This is a genomic window from Streptomyces sp. NPDC014861 (assembly GCF_043081625.1).
Taxonomy (GTDB): Bacteria; Actinomycetota; Actinomycetes; order Streptomycetales; family Streptomycetaceae; genus Streptomyces.
Window position 1 is genome coordinate 848,920 of the sequence record NZ_JBIBWV010000001.1, and the last position, 23,636, is coordinate 872,555.

Sequence of the window (23,636 nt, forward strand, 5' to 3'; positions counted from 1 at the left end):
CGTGCACAGTAGAGAAGCTTCTCGGGTGCTTGTCAACGTCTGCCACTGGCGGTTTAGTTGACATCAATCCACTGTCGAGACTGTGCTCGTTCCCAGATCATCAAACATCGATGGGAGAGATCCGTGCCGGATACGACCCCCTGGGGTCTCACGACGCTTGCCTTCGGCGGGGACTACAACCCCGAGCAGTGGGCGCAATCCGTCTGGCAGGAGGACGTCCGACTCATGCGTAGGGCCGGCGTGACCATGGTCAGCGTCGGGATCTTTTCCTGGGCCCTGCTGGAGCCGGCACCTGGGGAGTACGACTTCGGCTGGCTCGACCGGGTCCTCGACCTGCTGCACGAGAACGGTGTCCGGGTCGACCTCGGTACCCCCACTGTGGCGCCGCCCGCCTGGTTCTACCGAGCCCACCCTGAGGCCCTCCCGGTCACCGCCGAGGGACTGCGCCTGGAGTTCGGCTCCCGCGGCGCGATCTGCCACAGCAACTCCGACTACCGGGCAGCCGCCGCAAGCATCACCACTCGGCTCGCCGAGCGGTACCGCGACCACCCTGCGCTCACGATGTGGCATGTGCACAACGAGTATGGCGTCCCCGTCTCCTCCTGCTACTGCGAATCCTGCGCCGCGCACTTCCGCCTCTGGTTACGCAGCACCTATGGCACGGTCGACGTCGTCAACGACGCCTGGGGGACCAACTTCTGGGGCCAGCGCTATGCCAGCATCGATGAGATCAACCCGCCGCGCTTGGCCGCCACAGTCGCCAACCCCGCTCAGGCCCTGGACTATCGCCGCTTCGCCGACGCCACCATGCGCGAGAACTTCCGCGCCGAGCGCGACATCCTGCATCAGCTCTCACCTGGCGTACCGGTCACCACCAACTTCATGACCGCACTCAGCCAGTGCGACTCCGTCGACTACTGGGCGTGGGGACGCGAGGTCGACATCGTCACCAACGACCACTATCTCATCACGGACGGCCGCCGTACCCACGTCAACCTCGCCATGGCTGCTGACCTCACGCGGTCCGTCGCCGACGGCGCCCCATGGCTGCTGCTGGAGCACTCCACCTCCGGCGTCAACTGGCAGCCCCGTAACCCAGCCAAGACACCCGGCCAGATGGCGCGCAACTCCCTGGCCCATGTCGCCCGCGGCTCCGAGGGCGCGATGTTCTTCCAGTGGCGACAGTCCCGGCGCGGCGCCGAGAAATTCCACTCCGCGATGCTCCCGCACGGCGGCACCGACACGCGCGTTTGGAACGAGGTCGTCGACCTCGGGTGCTCCCTCGCACGGTTGCGCGAGATCCTCGGCACCCGCACTCAGGCCGACGTGGCCATGGTGTGGGACTGGCAGTCCTGGTGGGCGCAGAATCTCGACTGGCGCCCCAGCGAGGATCATGACGCCCGCGAACGCGCCGACGCATTCTATGAGGTCCTCTACGATCGCCATCTCACCGTCGACTTCGCCCACCCGGAAGCCGACCTGTCGCGCTACCCCCTGGTCGTCGTCCCCGCCCTCTACTCGATGACCGAGGCGGCAGGGAGCAATCTCAAAAGGTACGTCGAGCGCGGCGGAACACTGGTCGTGTCGTACTTCTCAGGCATTGTCGACCAGCACGACGCCGTCCACCTGGGCCCTTACCCCGGCGCGCTGCGCGACACCCTTGGCCTGATCGTCGAAGAATTCTCCCCGTTGCTGCGCGACGAGCGGGTGGGGATCACCGGTCCCGGCGGCTACAGGCTGAGCGCGGACGTGTGGACCGAATTCGTCTCGCCGCGCGACGCCGAGACCGTGTGGAGCTACGCCGACGGACCGGCCGCCGGCCACCCAGCTGTCACACGCCACTGTCTCGGCGACGGCACGGCCTGGTACGTATCCACCCGCCTCGGATACGAGGGGCTCGATGCGCTTCTCGATCGTGCAACCGCGGATGCCCGCATCATCACGCGCACCGACCTGCCACACGATGTCGAGGTCGTGCGCCGCGCAGGCGACCGGGGCCGCTATCTGTTCGCAATCAACCACACCACCACCGACGCAAAAGTGCCGCTGGAGACCGCCGGCACCGAGCTGCTGACCGGCGAGCGCGCCACAGGCCGACTGGCCGTGCCTGCGGGAGCCGTCCGCGTTGTGCGGCTCGACGACTCAGCCGCCCCCTTCGCCTGCGCGAGCCGCGCATCACAGGTGAAGGGGTTTGCCTCCTCGCCGGTGAGGAGGCTCCCACGCCCTACGTCGAAGGGACGACGATGTTCCATCTCGGACGCATGATCAAGGCCGTGCTGCCGCTGCTCGTGGTGGCCCTCGCGCTCAGCACCGTGCCGGCCCTAAGCGCGCAACTGGCCCACCCTCTCACCAACGGCGGCTTCGAAACAGGCGGCGCCGGCACGGCGACCCCCGCCGGGTGGTCCGAGCAGGGAGCCGCAGGCGCGAGCTACACCGAAGCCGGCGGCCACAGCGGCGGCTTCCGCCTCAGCCACTGGTCGTCCAGGGCTTACAAAGTGAGGACCTACCAGTACCTTACGGGACTGGCCAACGGCTCCTACACGCTCACAGCCTGGGTCCGCTCCAGCGGCGGACAGAAGGCCGCCTACCTCGCGCTGAAGGACTGCGGCGGCGCAGAGCAGCGCACCGACCTGCCGGTCTCCACGAGTGGCTGGATCCGGATCGTCACTCCGGTCAGAGTCACCAAACACCGGTGCACGATCAGCGTCACCAGTGACGCAAATGCCGGCAACTGGATCAATGTCGATGATGTCAGCTTCACCCGGGGGACGAGCCGGCTGTCCGTCAAGGGCGCCGACATCTCCTCGCTGGCCAAGAGTGAGGCGTACGGCGGCATCTACAGGAATGCCTCCGGCGTCACCGGTGATGCCGTCACCATCCTGCGGAACGCGGGAATGAACTACGCCCGGCTGAAGGTCTGGGTGCACCCCGCCGACGGCTACAACGACCAGGCGCACGTGCTGATGACGGCCAAGCGCGTCAAGGCAGCCGGGATGAAGCTGCTGGTTGTCTTCCACTACTCCGACACTTGGGCCGACCCAGGCGTCCAGACGAAGCCCGCCGCCTGGGCGAACCACTCCTACAGCCAACTCAAGGCGGACGTGTTCCAGCACACCTACAACGTGCTGACCGCCTTGAAGGCCCAGGGAACGGCCCCAGACATGGTCCAGGTGGGCAATGAGATCAACGGGGGCATGCTGTGGAGCGAGGGGTCGGCGAACAATTGGACGCAGCTCGCCGGACTCCTCAACAGTGGATACGACGCCGTCAAGGCCGTCAATCCGTCCACCCTCGTCGCGCTGCACCTTGCCAACATCGGGGGTCTGGGCGGGACTCGCTGGTGGTTCGACAACGCCGTCAACCACGGCGTGTGGTTCGACGCGATCGGCCTTTCGTACTACGGCTACTGGCACGGCTCGCTCTCGGACTTCCAGACCACCCTGGACGACGCCGCCTCCCGCTACGGCAAGCCAGTGTTCCTGGCCGAGACGGCCTACCCGTTCAGACTGGACAGCGACGACGCGCTCATCAACCAGATCGACACCACCGGCGAACTGGTTAGCGGCTACCCGGCGAGCGTGGCTGGACAGACAGCATGGATGAACACGGTCGCGAACATCGTGCAGGCCGTTCCGAACGGCCGCGGTCTGGGCGTCTTCTACTGGGAGGCGACTTGGACCGGGGTGGCCGGCAACGGCTGGGACCCCACCAACTCCTCCTCCGGCAACGGGTGGGAGAACCAAGCCTTGTTCGGCTACGACGACAGAGCACTGGCGTCAATGTCCTGGTTCAGAGATCGATGAAAGCCCTCTGAGCCCCGGTGAGGCCCGGCCCGCGAGCACTGCGGCCGGGCCTCGTCCGCAGCAGTCGAACAGCCGGCCCTGCCACCCGCTCGGAGCTCTGAGGGCGCGAATTTCTGCTCCTGCAAGCGCCAGGGAGTCCTGCCGTGCCTGGCTCTCCCCCGGGCATCGAGCCGGTGAGGGGTTCGCTGCGACAGCCAACGATCAGACGGCGCTGTTGCCTGCCCGCCAGCGGTCGCCCGGCACAGCTCCGGGAGCAGTCCACGAAAGACTGCGATAGATCGGACCTATAAGGAGATCCTCTTCCTCTACGTGTCTCATTTGCTAGCTTTTTCGTCACCTCTCTGGACACAACGCAGCGACTGCGCCTTAATACATAGGACACCTGCGGGCGGTAGGGGACGACGCCTGGTACACCGGATGCCTGTCGGCTGGGCCGGCCGGCCCAGCCGTGACGATCGCGAACGGGTCACACCGCGGGTGCTGACCCTGCATGAGACGAACCGCACCAACGCCTCAGGGCCCTCGAGTCCTGGGCGGTCAGCCCGCTACCTGGCAGGTCTACCGCCGCACCGTGCTGGTCAAATCCGCTGCACATGTTCTGCGGGCTGAAACAGCTCCTGCCCAAGCCCGCGCCTCCCTCCGCTGGATTCACCGAGGAGATGCATGTCGAAACCCAGACACACACGCCGAAGTAGCTTCCTCGCGCAGGTGCTTGCTGTCTTCGTCGCGGCTTCGGGGCTCGTTGCGACGAGTGCAAGCGGGGCCGCCGCAGCGACGACTTCCCTGTACGTTTCTCCCACCGGCTCGGGCGACTCGTGTTCGGTGAACGCACCGTGCAGCGTGGAGGGTGCGAAGGCTCGGGTCGCCTCCCTGGCCCCGACCATGAACGCGGATGTGAACGTCGTTCTTCGGGGCGGCACCTACCGACTGGATCGCCCGCTCAGCCTCGGCGTAGAGCATTCTGGTCGGCGTGGGCACACTGTCAGGTGGACTGCACACCCGGGTGAGACACCTGTCCTGAGCGGAGCCAAGAAGGTATCAGGGTTCACACTCCACGATCCGAACCGGGGCATCTACCGGGCTTCGGTGCCGGCGGCAACGCAGAGCCGGCAGCTGTTCGTCAACGGCATTCGAGCCCAGCGTGCCCGAAGCACTGCGGAACCGAGTGGGTTCACACTCTCAGCGACCGGCTTCACCACCGGGGACGCCTCCTACCTGTCGTGGACGAACCCCTCTGCGATCGAAGTGATCGACAACAACGCGTGGAAGCACATGCGGTGCCCCCTCTCGAGCATCACGGCGACGAGCAGCGGCGGGTCCAGCCTCAATGTGGATCCGACGTGCTTCGCCAACAACAGCACCGCCGTCATCTCACGGGGCTTCCCGTTCAACGGCAGCGGCCTCCCCTCCCTCAGCGCCGTCACGTACCTCGAAAACGCCTACCAGCTGCTGGACCGCCCCGGGGAGTTCTACCTGGATACGGCAGCCGGCCAGCTCTACTACAAGCCGCGCCCGGGCGAGGACCTGGGCACCGCAAATGTGGAGCTGCCGACACTCGAGTCGCTTCTCAACGTCTCCGGCACTCCCGGACACCTATCACCCATCGACGACACCAGCGCAGCAGTCCGATACACCGGCAGCGGCTGGGAAGCTTACGGACCGGGCCGAAAACTCGGAGACCTCCACGACACCGTCCACGCGACGAAGAACAACGGCGACTCGGTCAGCTACACCTTCACCGGCACCGGGATCGACGTGATCTCGGAGACCAACGCCGACGAAGGCACCGCCGACATCTACATCGACGGCACGCGGGTCAAGAGCATCGACGCGTCGAACACAACCAGGCTGTCCCAGCAAGTGATCGCCTCGGTCACCGACCTGCCCAAGGGACAGCACACCCTGACGATGGTCAAGACGAGCGGTGAGTTCATGCTCGTCGACGGGTTCACCGTCATTCCCGATCCCATCGCCCCAGTTCGCGACATCACATTCCAAGGGCTGCACTTCGCCTACACCACCTGGAACGCCCCAAGCACCAACGGGTACATCGACAACCAAGCCGGCGTCCTGTGGGACAGCACACCGGAGCACAATCCTGTCCGCGTCCCGGCAGCCGTGCAGGTCCACCGCGGCACGAACATCGCCTTCAAGGGAGTCACCGTCAAGCACGTCGGCGGAGCCGGTATCGATCTCGCTGACGGAACGCAGTATTCATCGGTGACCGGCAGCGTCATCGACGACACGTCGGGCGGAGGCATTTCCGTCGGCGAGGTCGACGACTACTACCTCACCGACACCCGACGCATGACGACCGGGGACACCATCAGCCAGAACTGGATCTCCCGCGTGGGCCAGGACTACTCCGACGCTGTGGGCGTGTGGGCCGGCTACACCCGCGGCCTGACCATCGACCACAACGACATCGGCCACACCCCCTACTCCGGCGTCTCCATCGGCTGGGGCTGGGGCTGGGCCTCATCCTGCGACCTACAGGCTTCGCAAGGGCTGGCCAACTGCAGCCGCGGAACCATCTACGCGCAGGGGAACCGAGTCCTGAACAACCACATCCACGACGTGATGCAGGTCCTCCACGACGGCGGCCCGATCTACACCAACGGCGGTCAGGGCGACGGGTCGGTCCGCTCCGAGGTAGCCGGAAACCTCATAGAAGTCGGCAACCACAGCAACTTCCTCCTCTACCACGACGAGGGAAGCTCCTACTGGAACACACACGACAACGTCGTTCGTTTCAACGGCCAGTGGTGGACCGGCATGTGGACACCGACGATCCATCACATCGCCGGATACAACAACTACTCCGATCTGAACGGCTACGACTACAACCGCGGTACAAACGTCTCGATGGATCCCGCGATCAGGCCGGTGAACGGCGTCTGGCCGGCTGCCGCGAAGGAAATCATCGCTGCCGCCGGCCCCAGCGCGACCCACCGCCCCCTCGCCGGTCGTATAGACGACGACGACACTGCCATCGACTACGCAGGCGCCTGGCAGGCTGCCGGCGGCCGAGGCAAGGGCGAGTACCTCGACAACGTCCACTCGACGACCGAAAACGGCGGCAGCGCCACCCTCACCTTCACCGGTACCTCCGTCACCGTCATCGGGGACAGAAACAGCGACCAGGGCGAGGTGGAGGTCTTCGTCGACGGCGCCTCGAAGGGCCTCATCGACACATCTCGCGGAGCTTCAGAAGGCCGCCAGGTACAGGTGCCGATCTACTCCTCCGGCGCACTCTCCCCCGGAACCCACACCGTCAAGGTCGTCAAGCGCAGCGGGACACTCATGGTTCTCGACGGCTTCCAGGTCAATACCGTCGTCAACGACACCTCCCCCGCCATCGACTACACCGGTGCCGCCTGGGTCCACTACTCTCACCGCGGCTTCGGAGACCTCAGTGACGACGTCCACGCCACCACCGCAGACGGCAACACGGTCACTGTCACCTTCACCGGCACCTCGATCACAGTCCTGTCCGAGACCAACAGCGATCAGGGACACATCGCCATCAACCTCGACGGCGTTCCCCAACCCTCCGTCAACACCTACAGCGCATCTCGCCGCTCTCAGCAGCCCATCTACACAGCCGCAGGCCTAGCCGCTGGCCGTCACACGCTGACCCTCACCAAAGCCGGCGGCACCTGGATGCTCATAGACGGGTACCGCATCCAGTAGCGCAGCTCCCCCGGGCGCGCTGCCCAGGGTGGGGTTGTTCCCGCTCGCGGGAACAACCCCACCCTCAACGCTTTACTGCGAGGGGCTGATCGTGCGACGGTGCGGAACGCGGGACGCCACTGTCACCGTGGACGAAAGGATCGGCGAGGACACAGATCCCCGACTGTCGGCGTTCAGGCGAACGTACGCAACCGCGTAGAGTCGCGCATGCCCGTCGGCGCTGTCACGATTCGTCGGAGAGGTAGCCTCTCCTGGCCGCGCCAGTGGTCGCCGTCGTTGCGGGTCGGTTAGCAAGCCGGTCGGACGTTCAACGCCCGCACAGGAGGCATCGGGCCACGAAAACGCCTCGCCGACCGGGAGCCTGAGGGCGTTGTCGACGTCATGCGCGGCGTGATCGGCCTCGCACCAGCAAGCCACATTCACCGCCGCCTCAAGCACAAGCTGGCCCGGGCCGGTCCTCACCACCTGCAATAGGAACTCCAGCTGGTCGCCGCCAGCAGCGTGCTCGATCACAACCAGCCCGAGGACGATCGGCATCCCGGGCTGCGAGCCTGCGAAGGCAACATGCTCCAGTACCCACTCCCAATCCGCTGTGGTTCTGCCTGCACGAGCCGCATCGACCGTTGGCTGTCTTCTGGTTCAAGGAGTCCGCATCCTCGAGCGCCAGGAAAGGAAAGAGCGCGGCCAGAGGACGTCGTCGAAGTCACCTCGCATTACGAGGTGATCATCCCTATCACGGGCACATGCCACGAGCTGCCCTGGATTCCGCAAAGAAGGCCCGCAGCCTGGCGGCTGTCACCCCGGGCTGTCGGCGTACACACGAACGTCCCCAGCTCCGTACGGATGAAAAGGGCCAGTTGTTGATGCGTTGAGACCTGCTGCTCGGCACTCTGCTGCTTGGTCAGTGAGAGGTGACAGGAGGCGGTCGACGGTGGTCCTGGATCCGCAACGCTGGTTGGAACTGCGGCGCTTTCGGAGTCTGTTGGAATCCGGGGCGATCAGCCTGTCGGAGGTGGCCCGGGAGACCGGGCTGGACCGGAAGACGGTCCGCAAGTATCTGTCGGCGCCGGGGCCGGCGACCCCGCCGCGGCGGTCGCCGAACGGGCGATCGAAGGCGAGGGTGATCGACGAGTTCGCGCCGCTGGTCGACTCGATGCTGCGGGCCGAGATCCTGATGAAGGCCGCAGTGATCCACGAGCGACTGACCGCGCAGTACGGGTTCACCGGCAACTACCAGCGGACCAAGCTCTACGTCCAGGAAGCCCGGCCCCGGATCGCCGAGGAACTCGGCATCACGCCGAAGGAACTGGCGGGCATGCACCGCCGCTTCGAGGTCATCCCCGGCGCCCAGGCCCAGGTGGACTGGGGCGACGAGGGCAAGATCCTCGCCCACATGGGCATCCCGAAGGTCTACTCGTTCCACATGACACTGTCGTACTCACGCGACCCGTTCTGCTGCTTCACCACCAGCCAGGACCTCCAGACGTTCTTCGACTGCCACCGCCGGGCCTTCGCCCACTTCGGCGGCGTCCCGATGACGATCGTCTACGACCGGACCAAGACCGTCGTCCGCCGCCACGTCGCCCCGGGCGAGGCGGTCCCGCTGCACCCGGAGGCGGTCGGCTTCGCCGGCCACTACGACTTCGACGTCGACGTCCTGGCCGCCTACCGGCCCACGGGCAAGGGACGCGTCGAACGGCAAGTCCTCATCGTCCGCGACCACGTCCTGTCCGGCCGGTCCTTCACCTCCGTCGAGGAGATGGACGCGGCCTTCATCACCTGGGTCCCGCAGCGACGGGCCCAGGCCCACAGGACCCACCAGCAGATCATCGGAGAGCGGGCCGCCCGCGACCACGTGGCCCTCAAGCCACTGCCGCCGACCCCGTATCTCGTGGCCGAACGGCACCTGCGGCCGGTCGGCAAGGACTGCCTGGTCGCGTTCGGCGGCAACCTCTATTCGGTGCCCGCACGCAGGGTCCGACCACGTCAACTGGTGGAGATCCGGGCCACTAAGTCGCAGATCATGCTGCATTCCACCGTCGCGGCCAGCAGCGGCGAGACGTTGCTGGCGACTCATCCTCGGGCGATCGGCCGCGGGGTCCGCGTCGTCGAAGAGGCCCACTGGGACGGCCTGCCCACTGGCAGAGGACGTCGCACCACAACTGGCGACGTCCTGCCCCAGCCCCGCCAAGAGCGTCCTCTGGGCGAGGAGGCCGGACCTCTGCAGGCCCTGCTGAACCGGGCCGCGGCCACTCGCGTCGAGGTCGGCCGCCGGCCACTGTCGGTCTATGACGAGCTGACCGGAACCCGTCCCTTCACCACCCGTCCGAGTACGAGGGAAACGTCTTGAGCGAGCTGGTCTCCACCCGCATCCGCAACACGGCCGGCAAGCTCGGCCTGCCCCACCTGGCCGAAACGATCAACGAGTACACCCGCCGGGCCGACGAGGGGAAGATGGGCTACCTCGACATCCTCGACCTGGTCTTGTCCGAGGAACTCGCCGTCCGCGACGACCGCCGCTTCCGCCAGGGCCTGCGGCTCTCCCGGCTGCCGCACCACAAGACGCTCGACGAATACGACTTCTCCTTCCAGCCCGACCTCGACCCACGGAAGGTCAAGGACCTCGCCACCCTCTCGTTCGTCGAGGGCAAGGCGAACGCCGCCCTGCTCGGGCCGCCCGGGGTCGGCAAGACCCACATCGCCGTCGCCCTGGCCGTCGCGGCCTGCCGGGCCGGCTACTCGATCTACTTCACCAGCCTCGACGACATGGTCCGCAACCTCAAAGCTGCCGAAGCCGCCGGCCGGCTGACGAATAGGCTCGGAACCTACCTGCGACCGAGCGTTCTCGTCGTCGACGAGGTCGGCTACCAGCCCCTCGAACGCGCGGAAGCGAACCTGGTCTTCCAGGTCATCTCCAAGCGCTACGAGAAGGGCTCGATCATCCTGACCTCGAACAAGACCTTCAGTGAATGGGGCCAGGTCTTCGGCGACGAGGTCCTCGCCACCGCCATCCTCGACCGGCTCCTCCACCACTGCGACGTGATCTCCATCAACGGCCCCAGCTACCGGCTCAAGAACCGCCTCAAGGCCATCGAGCGCGAGACCGACGTGGCCTGACCATCCACGACGCTTCCGGCGGCCGAGCACTTTGGTCAGTCGTTGATCACCCGTTGGAAGATCCCGGAGAACTCGCCGTTCTCGATCAGGCCGGCGATCACGCCGGTCATGCTGCCGATGCCGGGATCCCTGACGATCAGGCCGTCCGAGACCCAGAAATACCGGCCCCCGAGGGCCTCGTCGGTGCCTGTCCAAAGCTTCATCAGGCGCTCGACTTCCGCGACGGTGAACATGGTCGCGGTCCAGCAGGATCCGTCCTTCAGAGTCACGAAGACATCGACGTTGCAGACCTCGTCCAAGTCCTCGCCGGCGCTGGGCAGGAACGACGCCTGGAAGTTCTCCATGCGGACCCGATACCAGGGCTCGTCCCACCCTCGCTCGATCGGCTCCGACGATGTGCTGGGGCTCATCACGTGAGTGTCCCTGCTCGGGTCATCGATCTCAACCGAGATCCTCTGTCCCGTTGCCGCTGCCCGCGGCCAGAACCGGGGACGTTCGTCCGTACGGCACTGGGGAGAAAAGTCCGTACGCCGACACGGGCTCCTTCATCCACGCCTGGTGGGGTAGCCGACGTGTGCGCAGACACCGGTCCTGGGGCTGGGAGGCTGCACCGCGGGACGTTCCTGAGTCAGCCGAGAACCGAGCCGGCTTCGCCGACGGTTCCTCGCAACCACTGCTCGACTCCCCCGATGTGGATGGTCATCCATGCCTGCGCGGCATCTGGGCGGCGCGCGGCCACCGCGTCCAAGATCGCCCGGTGCTGCTGCCGAGTGTGCTCGACGGCACCCTCTTCCGTGAGACCACGCCAGATCCGCGCCCTTGCCGTCGGGCCGGACAAGCCATCGATGAGCGAGCCGAGGACTTTGTTTCCGCTGCCTGCCGCAAGTCGGCGGTGAAACTCCAGGTCGTTGTCGATCAGTTCCTCGAGCGAGACGTCGCCGGTGAGGCGGGAGAGCAGCTCATCGAGCGCCGCAATGTCCTCGTCGGACATCGTGCGAGCGGCGAGGGCTGCGGCTGCCGGCTCAAGGATCCGCCGAACCTCGAGGAACTCGAGCACCGTGTCGTCTTGGTGAAAGTCGACGACGAAGCCGAGTGCGTCGAGGAGGAGGTGCGGTTCCAGGCTCGTCACGTACGTGCCGTCCCCCTGCCTCACGTCGAGAACTCTGATCAATGACAGGGCTTTGACTGCTTCACGCAGGGAGTTTCGGGAGAGCCCCAGCCGTTCGGCGAGATCCACCTCCTTGGGGAGCTTGGAGCCAGGCCGGAGCTCCCCGCTGACGATCATCGCCTTGATCTTCTCGATCGCCTCATCCGTGACCGGCACAGTTCCGCCTCCCAAGTGGTCCGATCTCTGAAGCATAGGTCCTCCGGATTCATCTGAATCATCAACCAACCACTGGCACGCCTTACCGCGGGAGGCACGAGAGTCTGCGCTCCGGCATGGGCCCGGGAGGAACCAGAATTGGCACGGGAATCGCTGACGACGTCAGCAGCGACGCTATCGGGGCGGCTCGTAGGAGCCGCCCTCGGGTTACCGCGACCACGCCGGGACCAGCGGGTGTCCGACAGGTGCGGCCTGATGGACAGCGTCTGCTCAGTGGTCGGATGTTCGAGATGTCATCGGGCTGGCTACTGGGAGGCCCAGTGGGCTCAGGGCTGGTGGTCGCCGGCTGCCGCTTGTGTCCATGCCGTCGCCATATGGAGGAGCTGATGTCAGCTCAGGCCAGAGTCAGCTGGTAGACGTGCACAGCGTTGCGATGGAATACGGCCTCCTTCTCGGCCGGGCTGAGCACCGAAGTCAGTTCATCGGCGAGTCTCATCACTGTGTCGTATCCGGCCTCGAGGGTGCACACCGGCCAGTCGGACCCGTACAGCAGCCGGTCAGGTCCGAATGCGTCCAGGGCGATGTCCACGTAAGGCGCGAAGTCTGCAGTGGTCCAGGTGCCGTGTGCGGCTTCGGTGACCAGCCCGGACAGCTTGCAGAAGGTGTTGGGTAGCGCCGCGAAGTGGCGTACGTACGTCGCCCAGGGTTCGGTCTCCTTCGTGGCGACAGAAGGTTTGCCCAGATGGTCGAGGACGAAGGTGAGCTCTGTCAGGGCGGCTGCGGCCGCGGCTGCTGCCGGCAATTGGTGTGGGCGTACGACGAGGTCGTAGGCGAGCCCTGCCTCGGCGACGGCGGTCAGTCCGTGTCGCACGTCTTTGCGGACCAGCCAGTACGGGTCGGGCTCATCCTGGATCTGGTGGCGAATGCCCACCAGGCGGTCGCCTCCTGGGCCTGCGCGCAGCGCGGCGAGAGAGTCGGCAATGTCTGGAGCGGTGAGGTCGGTCCAGCCGACGACGCCTTTCACCAGTGGGTGGGCCTTTGCCATTGCCAGGAGTTCAGGCGTCTCCGTCGGCACGCACACGGTCTGGACTACGACTGTTCCGGCGACGCCGGCGGCTCGCGCCGCGGTAGTGAGATCGTCGACGGAGAAGCTGCGTGCGAGTGGCTGCAGTCGCTCGCCCGTAATCCATGGTTGCGGGCGTACTGCGAGGTCCCACACGTGATGGTGCGCGTCGATGACCACTGGTGGGGTCACAGGTCCCACACTGCCGGGAGGCTGGCATTGGCTCCGCTCGTCGAGTAGTCGTGGGCGACATCGAGCAGTTCGGCCATCTTGGACTGCCATGCGACATTGGCGGGGAGGGTCTCGAGTTCGGCCAGGAGCCGGGCGTAGTCGGCGCAGTCGATGAGGTGGAACAGCTCGCAGCCGCTGCGCCAGATTGTCCAGGAGGTGACGCCTGCCTTGCGGATGGCGGCAGCGAGTTCGGGTGGTACGGCGCGATGGGCGGCTTCGTAGTCGTCGATTCGGTCGGGTCGGACGCGGGTGTGCAGGGCGACTCTCATGGCGCTCCGGGTGCGGCGTGAGGGTGGGTGGTGGGTGTTTTGAGGAAGGTGCGCTCGGCGCTGTTGGGCCGGGCGTCATCGAGCGGTGGGGGCAATACGGCGTGCTTCAGACCGTCTCTTCTGGTGTTGGGGCTGAGTCGGGGAGCAGGCCGAGTGCTTTCATCTCCGCCCATAGTTCGGTGGGGATGCTGAGGTCTGTCATCTGCGTGGCGTCTGTCGTCTGCGAGGCGCTGCGTGTGCCGACCAGTACGGAGACGACTGCGGGGTGGCTGAGAGGGAACTGGAGGGCAGCGGCGCGAAGGGGAACATGGTGGCGCTCGCATACCGCTTTCAACGCGAGGGCGCGGGCGAGGGTCTGTTCGGGGGCTGCGGAGTAGTCGAAGGGGGCTCCGGGCTTGGGGTCGGCCAGGAGGCCGGAGTTGAAGATGCCGCCGAGTATTACTGCCACTCCGCGTTCGTGGGCGAGCGGGAGGAGTTGGTGCAGTCCGCGCTGGTCGAGGAGGGTGTAGCGGCCTGCCAGGAGGACGGCGTCGATGTCGGTGTTCCTGATGAATCTGGTGGGCAGCTCGGCCTGGTTCATTCCGATGCCGATCGCTTTGATGATCCCTTCGCTGCGGAGTCGCTCCAGTTCGGGGTATGCCTCGTCCAGTGCCTGCTGTTCGTGGGCGTCGGGATCGTGCAGGTATACGATGTCGACCCGGTCCAGGCCGAGGCGTTCGATGCTGGAGAGCAGTGAGCGGCGCACTCCTTGTGCGGAGAAGTCCCAGACGCGGCGGTGGGTGGCTGGGACGGCGAAGCCGTCGGCCAGGTCGTCACCGTGGCTTTCCTGAGGTACGAGCAGGCGGCCGACCTTGGTGGAGATCGTGAATTGGTCGCGTGGTTGCCGGCGGAGGACGGATCCGAGTCTGCGCTCGGAGAGACCGAGGCCGTAGTGGGGTGCGGTGTCGAAGTAGCGGTAGCCGTGTGCCAGGGCGGTGGTGATCGCTTCTTCGGCTTGTGTGTCCGTGACCGGGGTGAACAGGTTTCCGATCCCTGCTGCTCCGAAGGAAAGCCTGCTGACGGGGATGGCTGCTCGGCCGATGGTGCGGAGGCGGGGAGTCATCGTGTGGGCTGTGGCCGCAGGCGCAGCCCTGCCATGCCGCCGTCCACGGCGATCGTGGTCCCTGTGGTGGAGCCGGCTGCCGGGGAGGCGAGGTAGGCGATGGCGGCGGCGACCTCGGGGGCGGAGACCAGTCGGCCGGTGGGCTGGCGATCGTTCAGGGCGGCTCGTTCGGCTGCAGGGTCGGTGGCGTCGTTGAGCAGTCGGGCGACCCATGGGGTGTCGACGGTGCCAGGCGTCACGCAGTTGACGCGGATCCCTTCGCGGACGTGATCGGCGGCCATTGCGAGGGTGAGTGAGAACACTGCGCCTTTGGAGGCTGAGTACAGGGCCCGGTGCGGTAGGCCTGCGGTGGCTGCGATCGAGCAGGTGTTGACGACTGAGGCGTGGGCAGAGCTGCGGAGGTAGGGCAGGGCGGCCCGGGTGGTGCGTACGGTTCCGAGGAGGTTGATGTTCAGGACTGCGTGCCATTGCTCGTCGGGGTTGTCCTCGATGGTTCCGGTGGCACCGATCCCGGCATTGTTGACGAGGATGTCGATGCCGCCGAGGTCCTGTGCTGCGGCGGTGACGGCTCGGCGCACCGAGGTGTCGTCGCCCACGTCGGTGGTGAAGCCGCGTAGCGGTCGTGGGAGGTTGTCGGGGTGGAGGTCGAGGACGGCGACGTCTGCGCCGCGTTCGCTGAGGAGTTGGGCGGTGGCGCGGCCGATGCCGGAGGCGCCGCCGGTGATGATGGCGGTGAGGCCGGAGAGGTCGGTGGTCATGTTCGGTCCTCCGGGTTCTGGGCGGCCAGGTCGGCGGCCCAGAAGGCGCCGTGGGGGTAGGTGTAGGTGTCGATGGTGGCTTGGTGTATCTGGGCGGAGAAGCCTGGGGCGGTCGGTGCCCGGTAGTGGCCGGCGGTGATCCGTGCCGGGTGGAGGAAGTGTTGATGGAGGTGGTCGACGTATTCCACGGCCCGGTCCTGGGTCGTGGCCGAGAGGGCGACGTAGTCGAACATGGAGAGGTGCTGAACGAGTTCGCACAGGCCGACTCCGCCGGCGTGGGGGCAGACGGGGATGTCGTGCTTGGCGGCGAGCAGCAGGATGGCGAGGTTTTCGTTGACGCCGGCGACTCGGGTGGAGTCGAGTTGGAGGATGTCGATGGCGTCGGCCTGCAGCAGTTGTTTGAAGATGATCCGGTTGTGGACGTGCTCGCCGGTGGCGACCTTGATCGGGTGGACGGCGCGCCGGATGGTGGCGTGGCCGAGAATGTCGTCGGGGCTGGTTGGCTCCTCTATCCAGTAGGGATCGAATTCGGCGAGAGCGTTGGTCCACTCGATCGCTTCGGGGACGTTCCATCGTTGGTTTGCATCGATGGCGATCCGGATGCCGGGGCCGATTGCCTGGCGTGCGGCGCGGCAGCGGCGAATGTCGTCCGTCAGGTCGGAGCCGACCTTGAGTTTGATCTGGGTGAACCCGTCCGCGACTGCCTGCTGCGCGAGGGTTGTGAGTTTCTCGTCGCTGTAGCCGAGCCAGCCTGGGGAGGTCGTGTAAGCGGGGTAGCCGTGCTGTGTCAGGTGGGCGGCCCGCTCTTCGGCGCCCTGTTTTCCCTTGGTGAGGAGGTCGAGGGCTTCGTCTGGGGTCAGGGCGTCTGCGATGTACCGGAAGTCGATCTGCTTGACCAGCCAGGCGGGATCGGCGTGGGCTAGCAGTTTCCACAGCGGCTTGCCTGCACGTCGGGCGGCGAGGTCCCAGACGGCGTTGATCAGGGCGCCGATCGCCATGTGGGTCACGCCCTTCTCGGGTCCGAGCCAGCGGAGTTGGCTGTCGCCTATGAGGTCGTTGTAGAGCGATCCGGGATCGGCGCACAGTTCGGCGACGGAGCGTCCGAGGATGTGGTCGCGCAGTGCGTCGATGGCCGCGACTTGGATGTCGTTGCCGCGGCCGATGGTGAACGTGAAGCCGTAGCCTTCCTGTTCTCCTGGGGAGGTGCGCAGGATGACGTAGGCCGCCGAGTAGTCGGGGTCGGGGTTCATCGCGTCGGATCCGTCCAGTTCCCGCGAGGTGGGGAAGCGGAGGTCGTAGGTGTCGACAGCGGTGATCCGCGGGGTGACGTCGGGCAACTTGGTGCCTTTCACGCGTTGAGGAGCCTCTGGCGTTGGGTGCCTAGGCCGTCGATGGACAGGGCCAGGGTGTCGCCTGCGCGCAGGTAGGGGTTGCCGGGAAGGCCGAGGGCGACGCCGGCGGGAGTGCCGGTGTTGATGACGTCGCCGGGGCGCAGCACCATGTACTGGCTGAGGTACCAGATCACGTATGCGGCGTTGAAGATCATGTTCTTGGTGTTGCTGTTCTGGCGGAGCTGGCCGTTGACAGACAGACGCAGGTTGAGGGCCTGGGGGTCATCGATCTCGTCGGGTGTGACGAGCCAGGGGCCCATGGGGTTGAAGGTCTCGCAGGACTTTCCGAGGTCCCATTGGTGTGAGTGTTCGAGCTGGAATTGTCGTTCGGAGATGTCGTTGCTGATGGTGTAGCCGGCGATGTGTGAGGTTGCCTCTGCCGGGGTGGGGATGTAGCGGGCCGTGGCGCCGATGACGATGGCGAGTTCGACTTCCCAGTCCGTCTTGACCGAGCCGCGGGGGATGAGGACCGGGTCGTCGGGGCCGATGACGGTGGCGGGATCTTTCATGAAGACCACCGGACGTTCGGGAATGGGCGCCCCGGTCTCCTGTGCGTGGTCGCGGTAGTTGAGGCCGATGCACACGATCTTGCCGGGGTTGGCGAGGGGTGCGCCGACCCGTAAGCCGGTGATGTTGATGCGCTGCAGCGCCCCTTGGGCCAGTGCCGAGCGGGTCTGGTGGATGCCGTCGGAGGCGAGGAAGGTGCCATCGATGTCAGGGGTCAGGTTCGCGAGTGAGTAGGCGCTGCCGTCCTGGTCGAGGACTGCGGGGATCTCGGATCCCGCCTCGCCGATACGCAAGAGCTTCATGTCCTACCTGTCTGTGGCTTGCCACGTCGAGGCTGATTCATCGGATGAATCAGTCGGCCCCGACCATACGATCCAGCTCCACATGACGCAAGGAGCCACCCAAAGTATGACCATTTATATAGCTCACCCTTGACTTCTCAGGAGAGGCCGACCTGGTCCTACTGACCTGCGAGCGGTAATTCATCCGAGGTTTCCTCTTGTCAGTTCCTCATACTGCTCGTATGGTCCTCACTACCCACAGTCATGTCATGGCTGCGGCTGTCGACTCCGCGGCTTCCTCTGCCTCGGACCGACCTTCCCGGCCGGCCTCCTCGTCTCAGCGAGGCAGGAGGAAGGCGCAGCCCGCGTGATCGGTGCACCGGCCCCATCGGGCCTCGGCATCCCAGCCAAGGAGACCGGCACTTATGAAGCTTCGCTCCTCCAGAGTCGTGGCCACGGCCGTCGGCGTGATCGTCCTGGCGGGGTTCGCCACGGCCTGCAATCGCGGCTCGACCTCCGCCGACGGATCGGCAGGAAAGCCGGCGATCGGCATCGATCTGCCTCGGGCGGACTCCGACTTCTGGAACTCCTACACGCAGTACATCAAGCGGGGCGCTGCCGCCCAGGGCCTGAACATCCTGCCGCTGAGCAACTCCCAGAACGACGTCACCAGGCTGGTGGCCAACGTGCAGGTCTTCCAGAACACCGGAGCCAAGGCCGTGGTGATGGCCCCTCAGGACACCGGTGCCATTGCCTCCACCCTGGAGCAGCTGTCGGCAAAGAAGATCCCCGTGGTGAGCATCGACACCCGGCCTGACAAGGGCAACGTCTTCATGGTCGTCCGCGCGGACAACAGGGCCTACGGCGTCAAGGCATGCGAGTTCCTCGGGAAGCGGCTCAACGGCAAGGGCAAGGTGGCCGAGCTCCAGGGTGCGCTGAGTTCCATCAATGGACGTGACCGCTCCGAAGCGTTCGCCGCCTGCATGAAGGAGAAGTTCCCCGGCATCCAGGTCATCGAACTGGCCACCGACTGGAAGGGGGACGTCGCCTCCGCCAAGCTCCAGTCCACACTCGCGGCGAACCCCGACCTGAACGGCATCTACATGCAGGCCGGCGGAGTCTTCCTTCAGCCCACCCTCGCCCTGCTCCAGCAGAAGGGCATGCTCAAGCCTGCCGGGCAGAGCGACCACATCACCATCGTCTCCAACGACGGCATCCCGCAGGAGCTGGACGCGATCCGCCGCGGCGACATCGACGCCACCGTCGCTCAGCCGGCAGACCTCTACGCCAGGTACGCGCTGTACTACGCGCAGGCCGGCGCCGAGGGCAAGACCTTCCAGCCCGGCCCCACCGACCACGGCTCCACCATCGTCCAACTGCCCAATGGACTCGAAGACCAGCTCCCGGCCCCGCTGGTGACGAAAGAGAACGTTGACGACCCGACTCTGTGGGGCAACAACGTCGGCCAGTAGCCCGAAGTCCGCGGGCGAGGGTCAAGCAGCACCAGGGCCGACCGCCGCTCAGCGACTGCCATCGGAAAGGACGCCGCCATGGCGGACCCCAGCCCCGATCAGGGCCCCGTCGTCGAAGCCGACCGGATCAGCAAGCGCTTCGGCGCCACCGTGGCCCTCAGCGACGCCCGCATCTGCGTGGCACCAGGTGAGTCGCACGCCCTGGTCGGCCGCAACGGAGCGGGCAAATCAACCCTCGTCTCGATCCTCACCGGACTGCAGAGCCCTGACACCGGCTCTTTGCGCTTCAACGGCGCGGCCGCGCCGGCATCAGGTGACACCTACGCCTGGCGCACCCGGGTCGCCTGCGTCTACCAGCGCTCCACTGTCATCCCCGCACTCACCGTCGCCGAGAACCTCTTCCTCGACCGGCAGAGCACCGGAGTGCTGCGCCCGATCAGATGGAGGCGATTGCGCGACCGTGCGAGCGAGCTGCTCGCCGAGTACGGGGTCGACGTGGACCCGACAGCCCAGGCCGGAGACCTGACCGTGGAGCAGCGGCAGTTCGTGGAGATCGCTCGTGCTCTGTCGTTCGGCGCCCGGTTCATCATCCTGGACGAGCCGACCGCCAGACTCGACGCCCGGGGCATCGACAAGCTCTTCGACAAGCTGCGCTCGCTACAGGCCCAGGGGGTCGCGTTTCTCTACATCTCTCATCATCTGCGGGAGGTCTATGACCTGTGCACTACCGTCACGGTCTACCGCGACGCCAAGCACATTGTCACCGCCCCAGTCGCCGAAATGGACCAGCCGGCCCTGGTCGCGGCGATGACAGGCGACAGCGTCCGTACGGCCGGTCCCCATCCGATGTCCGCCCCGAGAGCCAGCAAGAGCAGCAAAGCCCTGCTGGAGGTCAAGGAACTGGGCTTACGCCACTTCTACCAGGACTTTTCCCTCACCGCTCACGCGGGTGAGGTGGTCGGCCTCGCCGGCGCCTCTGCCAGCGGCAACGTCCAGGTCGGTGAGACGCTCGCAGGCCTGCACCACCCCACCTCCGGCACCATCACCGTCGCCGGCAGCACTGTGCGTACCGGTCGTGTTCCTGCCGCCCTCGCCGCCGGGATCGGTTTCGTCCCGGAGGATCGTCATATCCAGGGACTCATCCCGCAGCGCAGCATCGCCGAGAACGCCACCTTGACTGTCGCCAGCCAGCTCGGGCCTCTCGGGACGGTCCTGCCGGCCCGCACCCGGGCCTTCGCACAAAAGATGATCACTGGACTGGACATCAAGACCCCGGGTGTCTCCGCCCCGGTGTCCGCGCTCTCCGGCGGCAACCAGCAGAAGGTCGTCATCGCACGGGCCCTCGCCACCGAGCCCCACGCTCTGGTCGCCATCCGGCCTACTAACGGCGTCGACATCAAATCCAAGGAATCTCTGCTCGGCACTGTCCGCCAGGTCGCCGACTCGGGAAAGACCGCCCTGATCATCTCCGACGAGCTCGACGATCTGAGGATCTGCGACCGCGTCCTGGCCATGTTCCACGGCCGCGTCGTCGCCGAGTTCGCCCAGGGGTGGAGCGACGAACAACTTGTCGCAGCCATGGAGGGCGTGTCCGGCCCGAACCACACAAAGGAAACCGATGCCCCCTACCGCTGAGCTCCGCACACCAGCGCCGACCGTTCAGGTATCCCGTCACCGATTCAAGCTGGCCCGCTATCGCGACCTCTCGCTCGTCCCGGTCCTGCTGGTGCTGGGCCTCATCGGGTTCGCCGTCTCTCCGGCCTTCCTCACCTCGAGCAACCTCCTCGGGGTCGGCCAGCAGGCAACCGAGCTGAGCCTGCTGGTTCTCGCCGAGGCCTTGATCCTGATCTGCGCCCGAATGGATCTTTCGCTGGAATCGACCATAGGTGTTGCCCCCGTGGTCGCTGTCTGGCTGGTCCTACCGGACCACGGTGCACGCTTCCTCGGACTCGGCCTGTTTCCCGCCTGGGCTGCCATCCCTCTCTGCCTTCTGGTAGGTGCGCTGATCGGGGCGGTCAACGGCTTTCTCATCCTCAAGCTGCGTCTCAACGGATTCATCGTCACTCTCGGTGCGCTCACCCTGCTGCGCGGCCTTCAGGTCGCCATCTCCGAAGGGCAGTCGATCGTCAGCCTGCCCAGCTCGTTCACCTACCTCGGCCGCTCCGCTTGGCTCGGCGTCCCGGCCTCGATCTGGATCTGCTCGGGGCTCTTCGTGACAGCTGGCTGTGTGCTCGCCTGGCTGCGCCACGGCCGTGCTCTCTATGCCATCGGCGGCAACGCAGAAGCGGCTCGCACAGCAGGTGTCCAGGTCGATCGCATCACATGGACCATTCTGATCATCGGCAGCGTCCTCGCTGCCTTCGCCGGCATCCTCTACACCGGCCACTACGGCTCGATCTCCGCCGATCAAGGCAATGGCTGGATCTTCCAGGTATTCGCCGCCACTGTCATCGGAGGCGTCAGCCTCAACGGGGGCCGCGGCACCCTGTTCGGCGCCCTTACCGGTGTCCTGACTCTCCAGCTGGTCATCAACGTCATGACTCTGGCCGGCGTCCCCCCACTCTGGAACCAGTTCCTCAACGGCACAATCATCATCGTCGCTCTGATCATCTCCCGCTTCGCCTCCGGCGAAAAACAGGACTGACGAGCCGGTACGCGCTAACGACTGAGGGTGATCGCGCGAGGAAGGGTGATGTCCACCTGCCGATGGTGATCAAACCGAGCAGTTCGCGCGCACCTCACCTGCCCGGAAGTAATCTGGCTTGCCGGTCAAGAAGATGTTCAGCCGGAGGGGCCGCGCGAGGAGACAGTGCCTCCATTCCTGGCATCGGGGCGGCCGCCCGGAATCACGGTTTGGTGAACCCGATGTCCTGATAATTGACTGAGGCGAACCCATTGGCCCCGAAATTTGCCAGAGATTCCTTGCTCACAACGATCTGAGGCGACTGGTACAGCGGGATCACTGCAGCTTCCTGCCACACCAGGGAGTCGGCTGTATTGATCTCCCGGAGGGTCGTCTCGCTGTCCAGGGACGCCGACGCCCGGTTCAGTGCAGCATCAATCTTGGGGCTTCCGACTCGGGCGAAGTTGAGTTGGTTCGACCCATCCTTCGGGGCTGCATAGATGGGCTGGTTCGCGGTCACGGGGAAGGCGGATCCGAACCAGTTGAAGGCGGTGATGTCATAGTCGCCAGGAATGATGTACTTGTCGAAAAGCTGTGCACCCGGCACGGACTGGATCCGCAGTGAGATGCCGACGCTGGCGAGCATGTCCTTCAGGAGCTTACCCTCATTGGCTGCTTCCTGAAGGTCGGAAGGGATGACAAATCTGAGTTCAAGCGGGACCCCGCCCTTCTTGCGTCCGTTCCCGTCCATCTTCCACCCCGCTGCGTCCAGCTCCCGCTTCGCCCCCTCAGGGTCGAATTCTCCGATGTCGCCGGCGTTGTCCTGGTAGCCCTGCTGTCCAGGGAAAAGGAAATGGTTGCCCAGAGTGGTGGCGGTCTGGTCCAGGCCCTGGAGGGCCGACTTCGCGACCACCTCACGGTTGATTGCACGGGCCAGCGCTCGGCGAACTCGCACGTCCTGGAGGATTTCCCCTTGTCCGTTGAAAGTGAAATGCCGGAAGTTCGGCGCCCCGGCTCGACGGACCTGGGAGTTCTTGACCTGCTTGACATGCGAGTAGGCAGAGGCGTTCGCCCCTACATTCACAAAGTCAATCTCGCCGTTCGCGAAGGCGCTCTCGGCAACTGATTCCTCCAGCGCCCTGAAGATAATTCTGTCGAGCATCGCCCGCTCCCCCCACCAGTCAGGATTCCGAGTGACGGTCAGGGTTCTGGCTGTTGCGTCCAAAGCAGAGAAATTGAAAGGTCCAGCCGTGACAGGGATCTTCTCGACGTAGCCTTTATTGAATCCCTGCTCCGTCCCGATAACAGAACTCGGGTAAAGCGGATTGAACAAAGACTGCCACTCCCCGAAAGGCCTGGCGAAGGAGACGATCACCTCCCTGTCATCCACACCCCTCGACACGCTGGAGATGAGTTCGTATCCCGCCTTCGACGCCACCCCATAAGAAGGATTCTTTCCATTGCTTGCACGCCAGAGCGCCTGGAAGTCCCGATATGAGACCGCCCGTCCGTCCGTCCACTTGGCTTTCTGGTTGATCTTGTAGGTCACGGTCTGCCGACCGGAATCCTGCGCGACCTTCACGTCGGAAAGATAGTCAGAATTCGGTGACACCTTACCTGCCGGGTCGACTTTCATGATCACCGGCATCATCGAAGACACGATGCGGGCTGTATCCACGCTCCCGCCATCCACATGATGGCTGTTGAGGTTCTCGGTGATGTCCTCGACCGGCCATTTGAGCGTTCCGCCCGCAGAGATTTCCGACCGCTCGGTGGAGTTCATACTGTCCGCCGTCGCGGTATCCTGCGAAGTCTCGTCATGCGCAGAGCAGGCAGAGAATAGGAGCACGCCGAGAACGGTCGATGCCGCCAACAAAGGCCTGGAGCGGGTCGGTGCCAGCACGGTAACGCCTTCCGGTTCCTGCCGTCGCTTCCTCGCTAGAATGGTATGCGTACGTCCCTGATATCGCCTGGCAGCACACCGCGGGCAGCCGGGGCCTAG

At 65.6% G+C, this 23,636-nt stretch carries 16 protein-coding genes and 1 pseudogene; 8 read left to right on the forward strand and 9 right to left on the reverse strand.

Going from position 1 to position 23,636, the window contains the following annotated elements:
* Window positions 1–123 precede the first annotated feature (123 nt).
* From ACF1BN_RS03605 to istB, 5 genes and pseudogenes are all read left to right on the forward strand, one after another.
* Window positions 124–2,139, forward strand: a pseudogene (locus ACF1BN_RS03605) (beta-galactosidase); the annotation flags it as partial.
* 104 nt (window positions 2,140–2,243) lie between these two features.
* Window positions 2,244–3,803, forward strand: coding sequence for a glycosyl hydrolase 53 family protein (locus tag ACF1BN_RS03610; RefSeq protein ID WP_392329917.1), 1,560 nt, complete (start codon window positions 2,244–2,246; stop codon window positions 3,801–3,803).
* Between the two features lie 1,086 nt (window positions 3,804–4,889).
* Window positions 4,890–7,496, forward strand: a complete 2,607-nt coding sequence (locus ACF1BN_RS03615) for a hypothetical protein (RefSeq protein WP_392329918.1) — start codon at window positions 4,890–4,892, stop codon at window positions 7,494–7,496.
* A gap of 931 nt (window positions 7,497–8,427) precedes the next feature.
* Window positions 8,428–9,846: an IS21 family transposase gene (istA, locus tag ACF1BN_RS03620; protein WP_392329919.1), complete on the forward strand. Its 1,419-nt coding sequence runs from the start codon at window positions 8,428–8,430 to the stop codon at window positions 9,844–9,846.
* The gene (istB, locus tag ACF1BN_RS03625; RefSeq protein WP_392329920.1) at window positions 9,843–10,613 is read left to right on the forward strand and encodes an IS21-like element helper ATPase IstB; all 771 of its coding nucleotides are present in this window, start codon (window positions 9,843–9,845) and stop codon (window positions 10,611–10,613) included. The genes istA and istB overlap by 4 nt, the downstream gene beginning before the upstream one ends.
* 35 nt (window positions 10,614–10,648) lie before the next feature.
* Here istB and ACF1BN_RS03630 read toward each other — a convergent pair whose 3' ends face one another.
* The 8 genes from ACF1BN_RS03630 to ACF1BN_RS03665 all read right to left on the reverse strand — a co-directional run bounded on the left by ACF1BN_RS03630 (window position 10,649) and on the right by ACF1BN_RS03665 (window position 17,560).
* Window positions 10,649–11,023: a hypothetical protein gene (locus ACF1BN_RS03630; protein WP_392329921.1), complete on the reverse strand. Its 375-nt coding sequence runs from the start codon at window positions 11,021–11,023 to the stop codon at window positions 10,649–10,651.
* Window positions 11,024–11,241: 218 nt separating this feature from the next.
* Window positions 11,242–11,937, reverse strand: coding sequence for a FadR/GntR family transcriptional regulator (locus ACF1BN_RS03635; RefSeq protein ID WP_392329922.1), 696 nt, complete (start codon window positions 11,935–11,937; stop codon window positions 11,242–11,244).
* A gap of 394 nt (window positions 11,938–12,331) precedes the next feature.
* On the reverse strand, window positions 12,332–13,192 hold the full coding sequence (locus tag ACF1BN_RS03640; RefSeq protein ID WP_392329923.1) for an amidohydrolase family protein: 861 nt from the start codon (window positions 13,190–13,192) through the stop codon (window positions 12,332–12,334).
* Window positions 13,189–13,500 carry an L-rhamnose mutarotase gene (locus ACF1BN_RS03645; protein WP_389168069.1) on the reverse strand — a complete coding sequence of 104 codons (312 nt, stop codon included), beginning with the start codon at window positions 13,498–13,500 and terminating at the stop codon, window positions 13,189–13,191. The genes ACF1BN_RS03640 and ACF1BN_RS03645 overlap by 4 nt, the downstream gene beginning before the upstream one ends.
* Before the next feature lie 106 nt (window positions 13,501–13,606).
* Window positions 13,607–14,602 carry an aldo/keto reductase gene (locus ACF1BN_RS03650; RefSeq protein ID WP_392329924.1) on the reverse strand — a complete coding sequence of 332 codons (996 nt, stop codon included), beginning with the start codon at window positions 14,600–14,602 and terminating at the stop codon, window positions 13,607–13,609.
* Window positions 14,599–15,360, reverse strand: coding sequence for an SDR family NAD(P)-dependent oxidoreductase (locus ACF1BN_RS03655; RefSeq protein WP_392329925.1), 762 nt, complete (start codon window positions 15,358–15,360; stop codon window positions 14,599–14,601). The genes ACF1BN_RS03650 and ACF1BN_RS03655 overlap by 4 nt, the downstream gene beginning before the upstream one ends.
* A complete protein-coding gene (locus ACF1BN_RS03660) occupies window positions 15,357–16,712 on the reverse strand; it encodes an enolase C-terminal domain-like protein (RefSeq protein WP_392329926.1) in 1,356 nt (451 codons plus the stop codon). Before ACF1BN_RS03660 ends, ACF1BN_RS03655 begins: the two co-directional genes overlap by 4 nt.
* The gene (locus ACF1BN_RS03665; RefSeq protein WP_392329927.1) at window positions 16,709–17,560 is read right to left on the reverse strand and encodes a fumarylacetoacetate hydrolase family protein; all 852 of its coding nucleotides are present in this window, start codon (window positions 17,558–17,560) and stop codon (window positions 16,709–16,711) included. Before ACF1BN_RS03665 ends, ACF1BN_RS03660 begins: the two co-directional genes overlap by 4 nt.
* Window positions 17,561–17,964: 404 nt before the next feature.
* Between ACF1BN_RS03665 and ACF1BN_RS03670 the strand changes: the two genes are divergently transcribed.
* The 3 genes from ACF1BN_RS03670 (at window position 17,965) to ACF1BN_RS03680 (ending at window position 21,655) form a co-directional block, all read left to right on the forward strand.
* Window positions 17,965–19,011, forward strand: coding sequence for a sugar ABC transporter substrate-binding protein (locus ACF1BN_RS03670; protein WP_392329928.1), 1,047 nt, complete (start codon window positions 17,965–17,967; stop codon window positions 19,009–19,011).
* A gap of 78 nt (window positions 19,012–19,089) precedes the next feature.
* A complete protein-coding gene (locus ACF1BN_RS03675) occupies window positions 19,090–20,646 on the forward strand; it encodes a sugar ABC transporter ATP-binding protein (protein ID WP_392329929.1) in 1,557 nt (518 codons plus the stop codon).
* The gene (locus ACF1BN_RS03680) at window positions 20,630–21,655 is read left to right on the forward strand and encodes an ABC transporter permease (protein ID WP_388882157.1); all 1,026 of its coding nucleotides are present in this window, start codon (window positions 20,630–20,632) and stop codon (window positions 21,653–21,655) included. Before ACF1BN_RS03675 ends, ACF1BN_RS03680 begins: the two co-directional genes overlap by 17 nt.
* A gap of 202 nt (window positions 21,656–21,857) precedes the next feature.
* Here ACF1BN_RS03680 and ACF1BN_RS03685 read toward each other — a convergent pair whose 3' ends face one another.
* Window positions 21,858–23,537 carry an ABC transporter family substrate-binding protein gene (locus ACF1BN_RS03685; RefSeq protein WP_392329930.1) on the reverse strand — a complete coding sequence of 560 codons (1,680 nt, stop codon included), beginning with the start codon at window positions 23,535–23,537 and terminating at the stop codon, window positions 21,858–21,860.
* Between the last annotated feature and the right edge of the window lie 99 nt (window positions 23,538–23,636).

Excerpts from the sequence above, each read along its gene's own strand:
- ACF1BN_RS03610 (WP_392329917.1), top strand. The coding sequence starts at position 2,244 with ATGTTCCATCTCGGACGCATGATCAAGGCCGTGCTGCCGCTGCTCGTG.
- ACF1BN_RS03630 (WP_392329921.1), bottom strand. The coding sequence starts at position 11,023 with ATGAGCCCCAGCACATCGTCGGAGCCGATCGAGCGAGGGTGGGACGAG.
- ACF1BN_RS03645 (WP_389168069.1), bottom strand. The coding sequence starts at position 13,500 with ATGAGAGTCGCCCTGCACACCCGCGTCCGACCCGACCGAATCGACGAC.
- ACF1BN_RS03650 (WP_392329924.1), bottom strand. The coding sequence starts at position 14,602 with ATGACTCCCCGCCTCCGCACCATCGGCCGAGCAGCCATCCCCGTCAGC.
- ACF1BN_RS03655 (WP_392329925.1), bottom strand. The coding sequence starts at position 15,360 with ATGACCACCGACCTCTCCGGCCTCACCGCCATCATCACCGGCGGCGCC.
- ACF1BN_RS03665 (WP_392329927.1), bottom strand. The coding sequence starts at position 17,560 with ATGAAGCTCTTGCGTATCGGCGAGGCGGGATCCGAGATCCCCGCAGTC.
- ACF1BN_RS03670 (WP_392329928.1), top strand. The coding sequence starts at position 17,965 with ATGAAGCTTCGCTCCTCCAGAGTCGTGGCCACGGCCGTCGGCGTGATC.
- ACF1BN_RS03675 (WP_392329929.1), top strand. The coding sequence starts at position 19,090 with ATGGCGGACCCCAGCCCCGATCAGGGCCCCGTCGTCGAAGCCGACCGG.
- ACF1BN_RS03680 (WP_388882157.1), top strand. The coding sequence starts at position 20,630 with ATGCCCCCTACCGCTGAGCTCCGCACACCAGCGCCGACCGTTCAGGTA.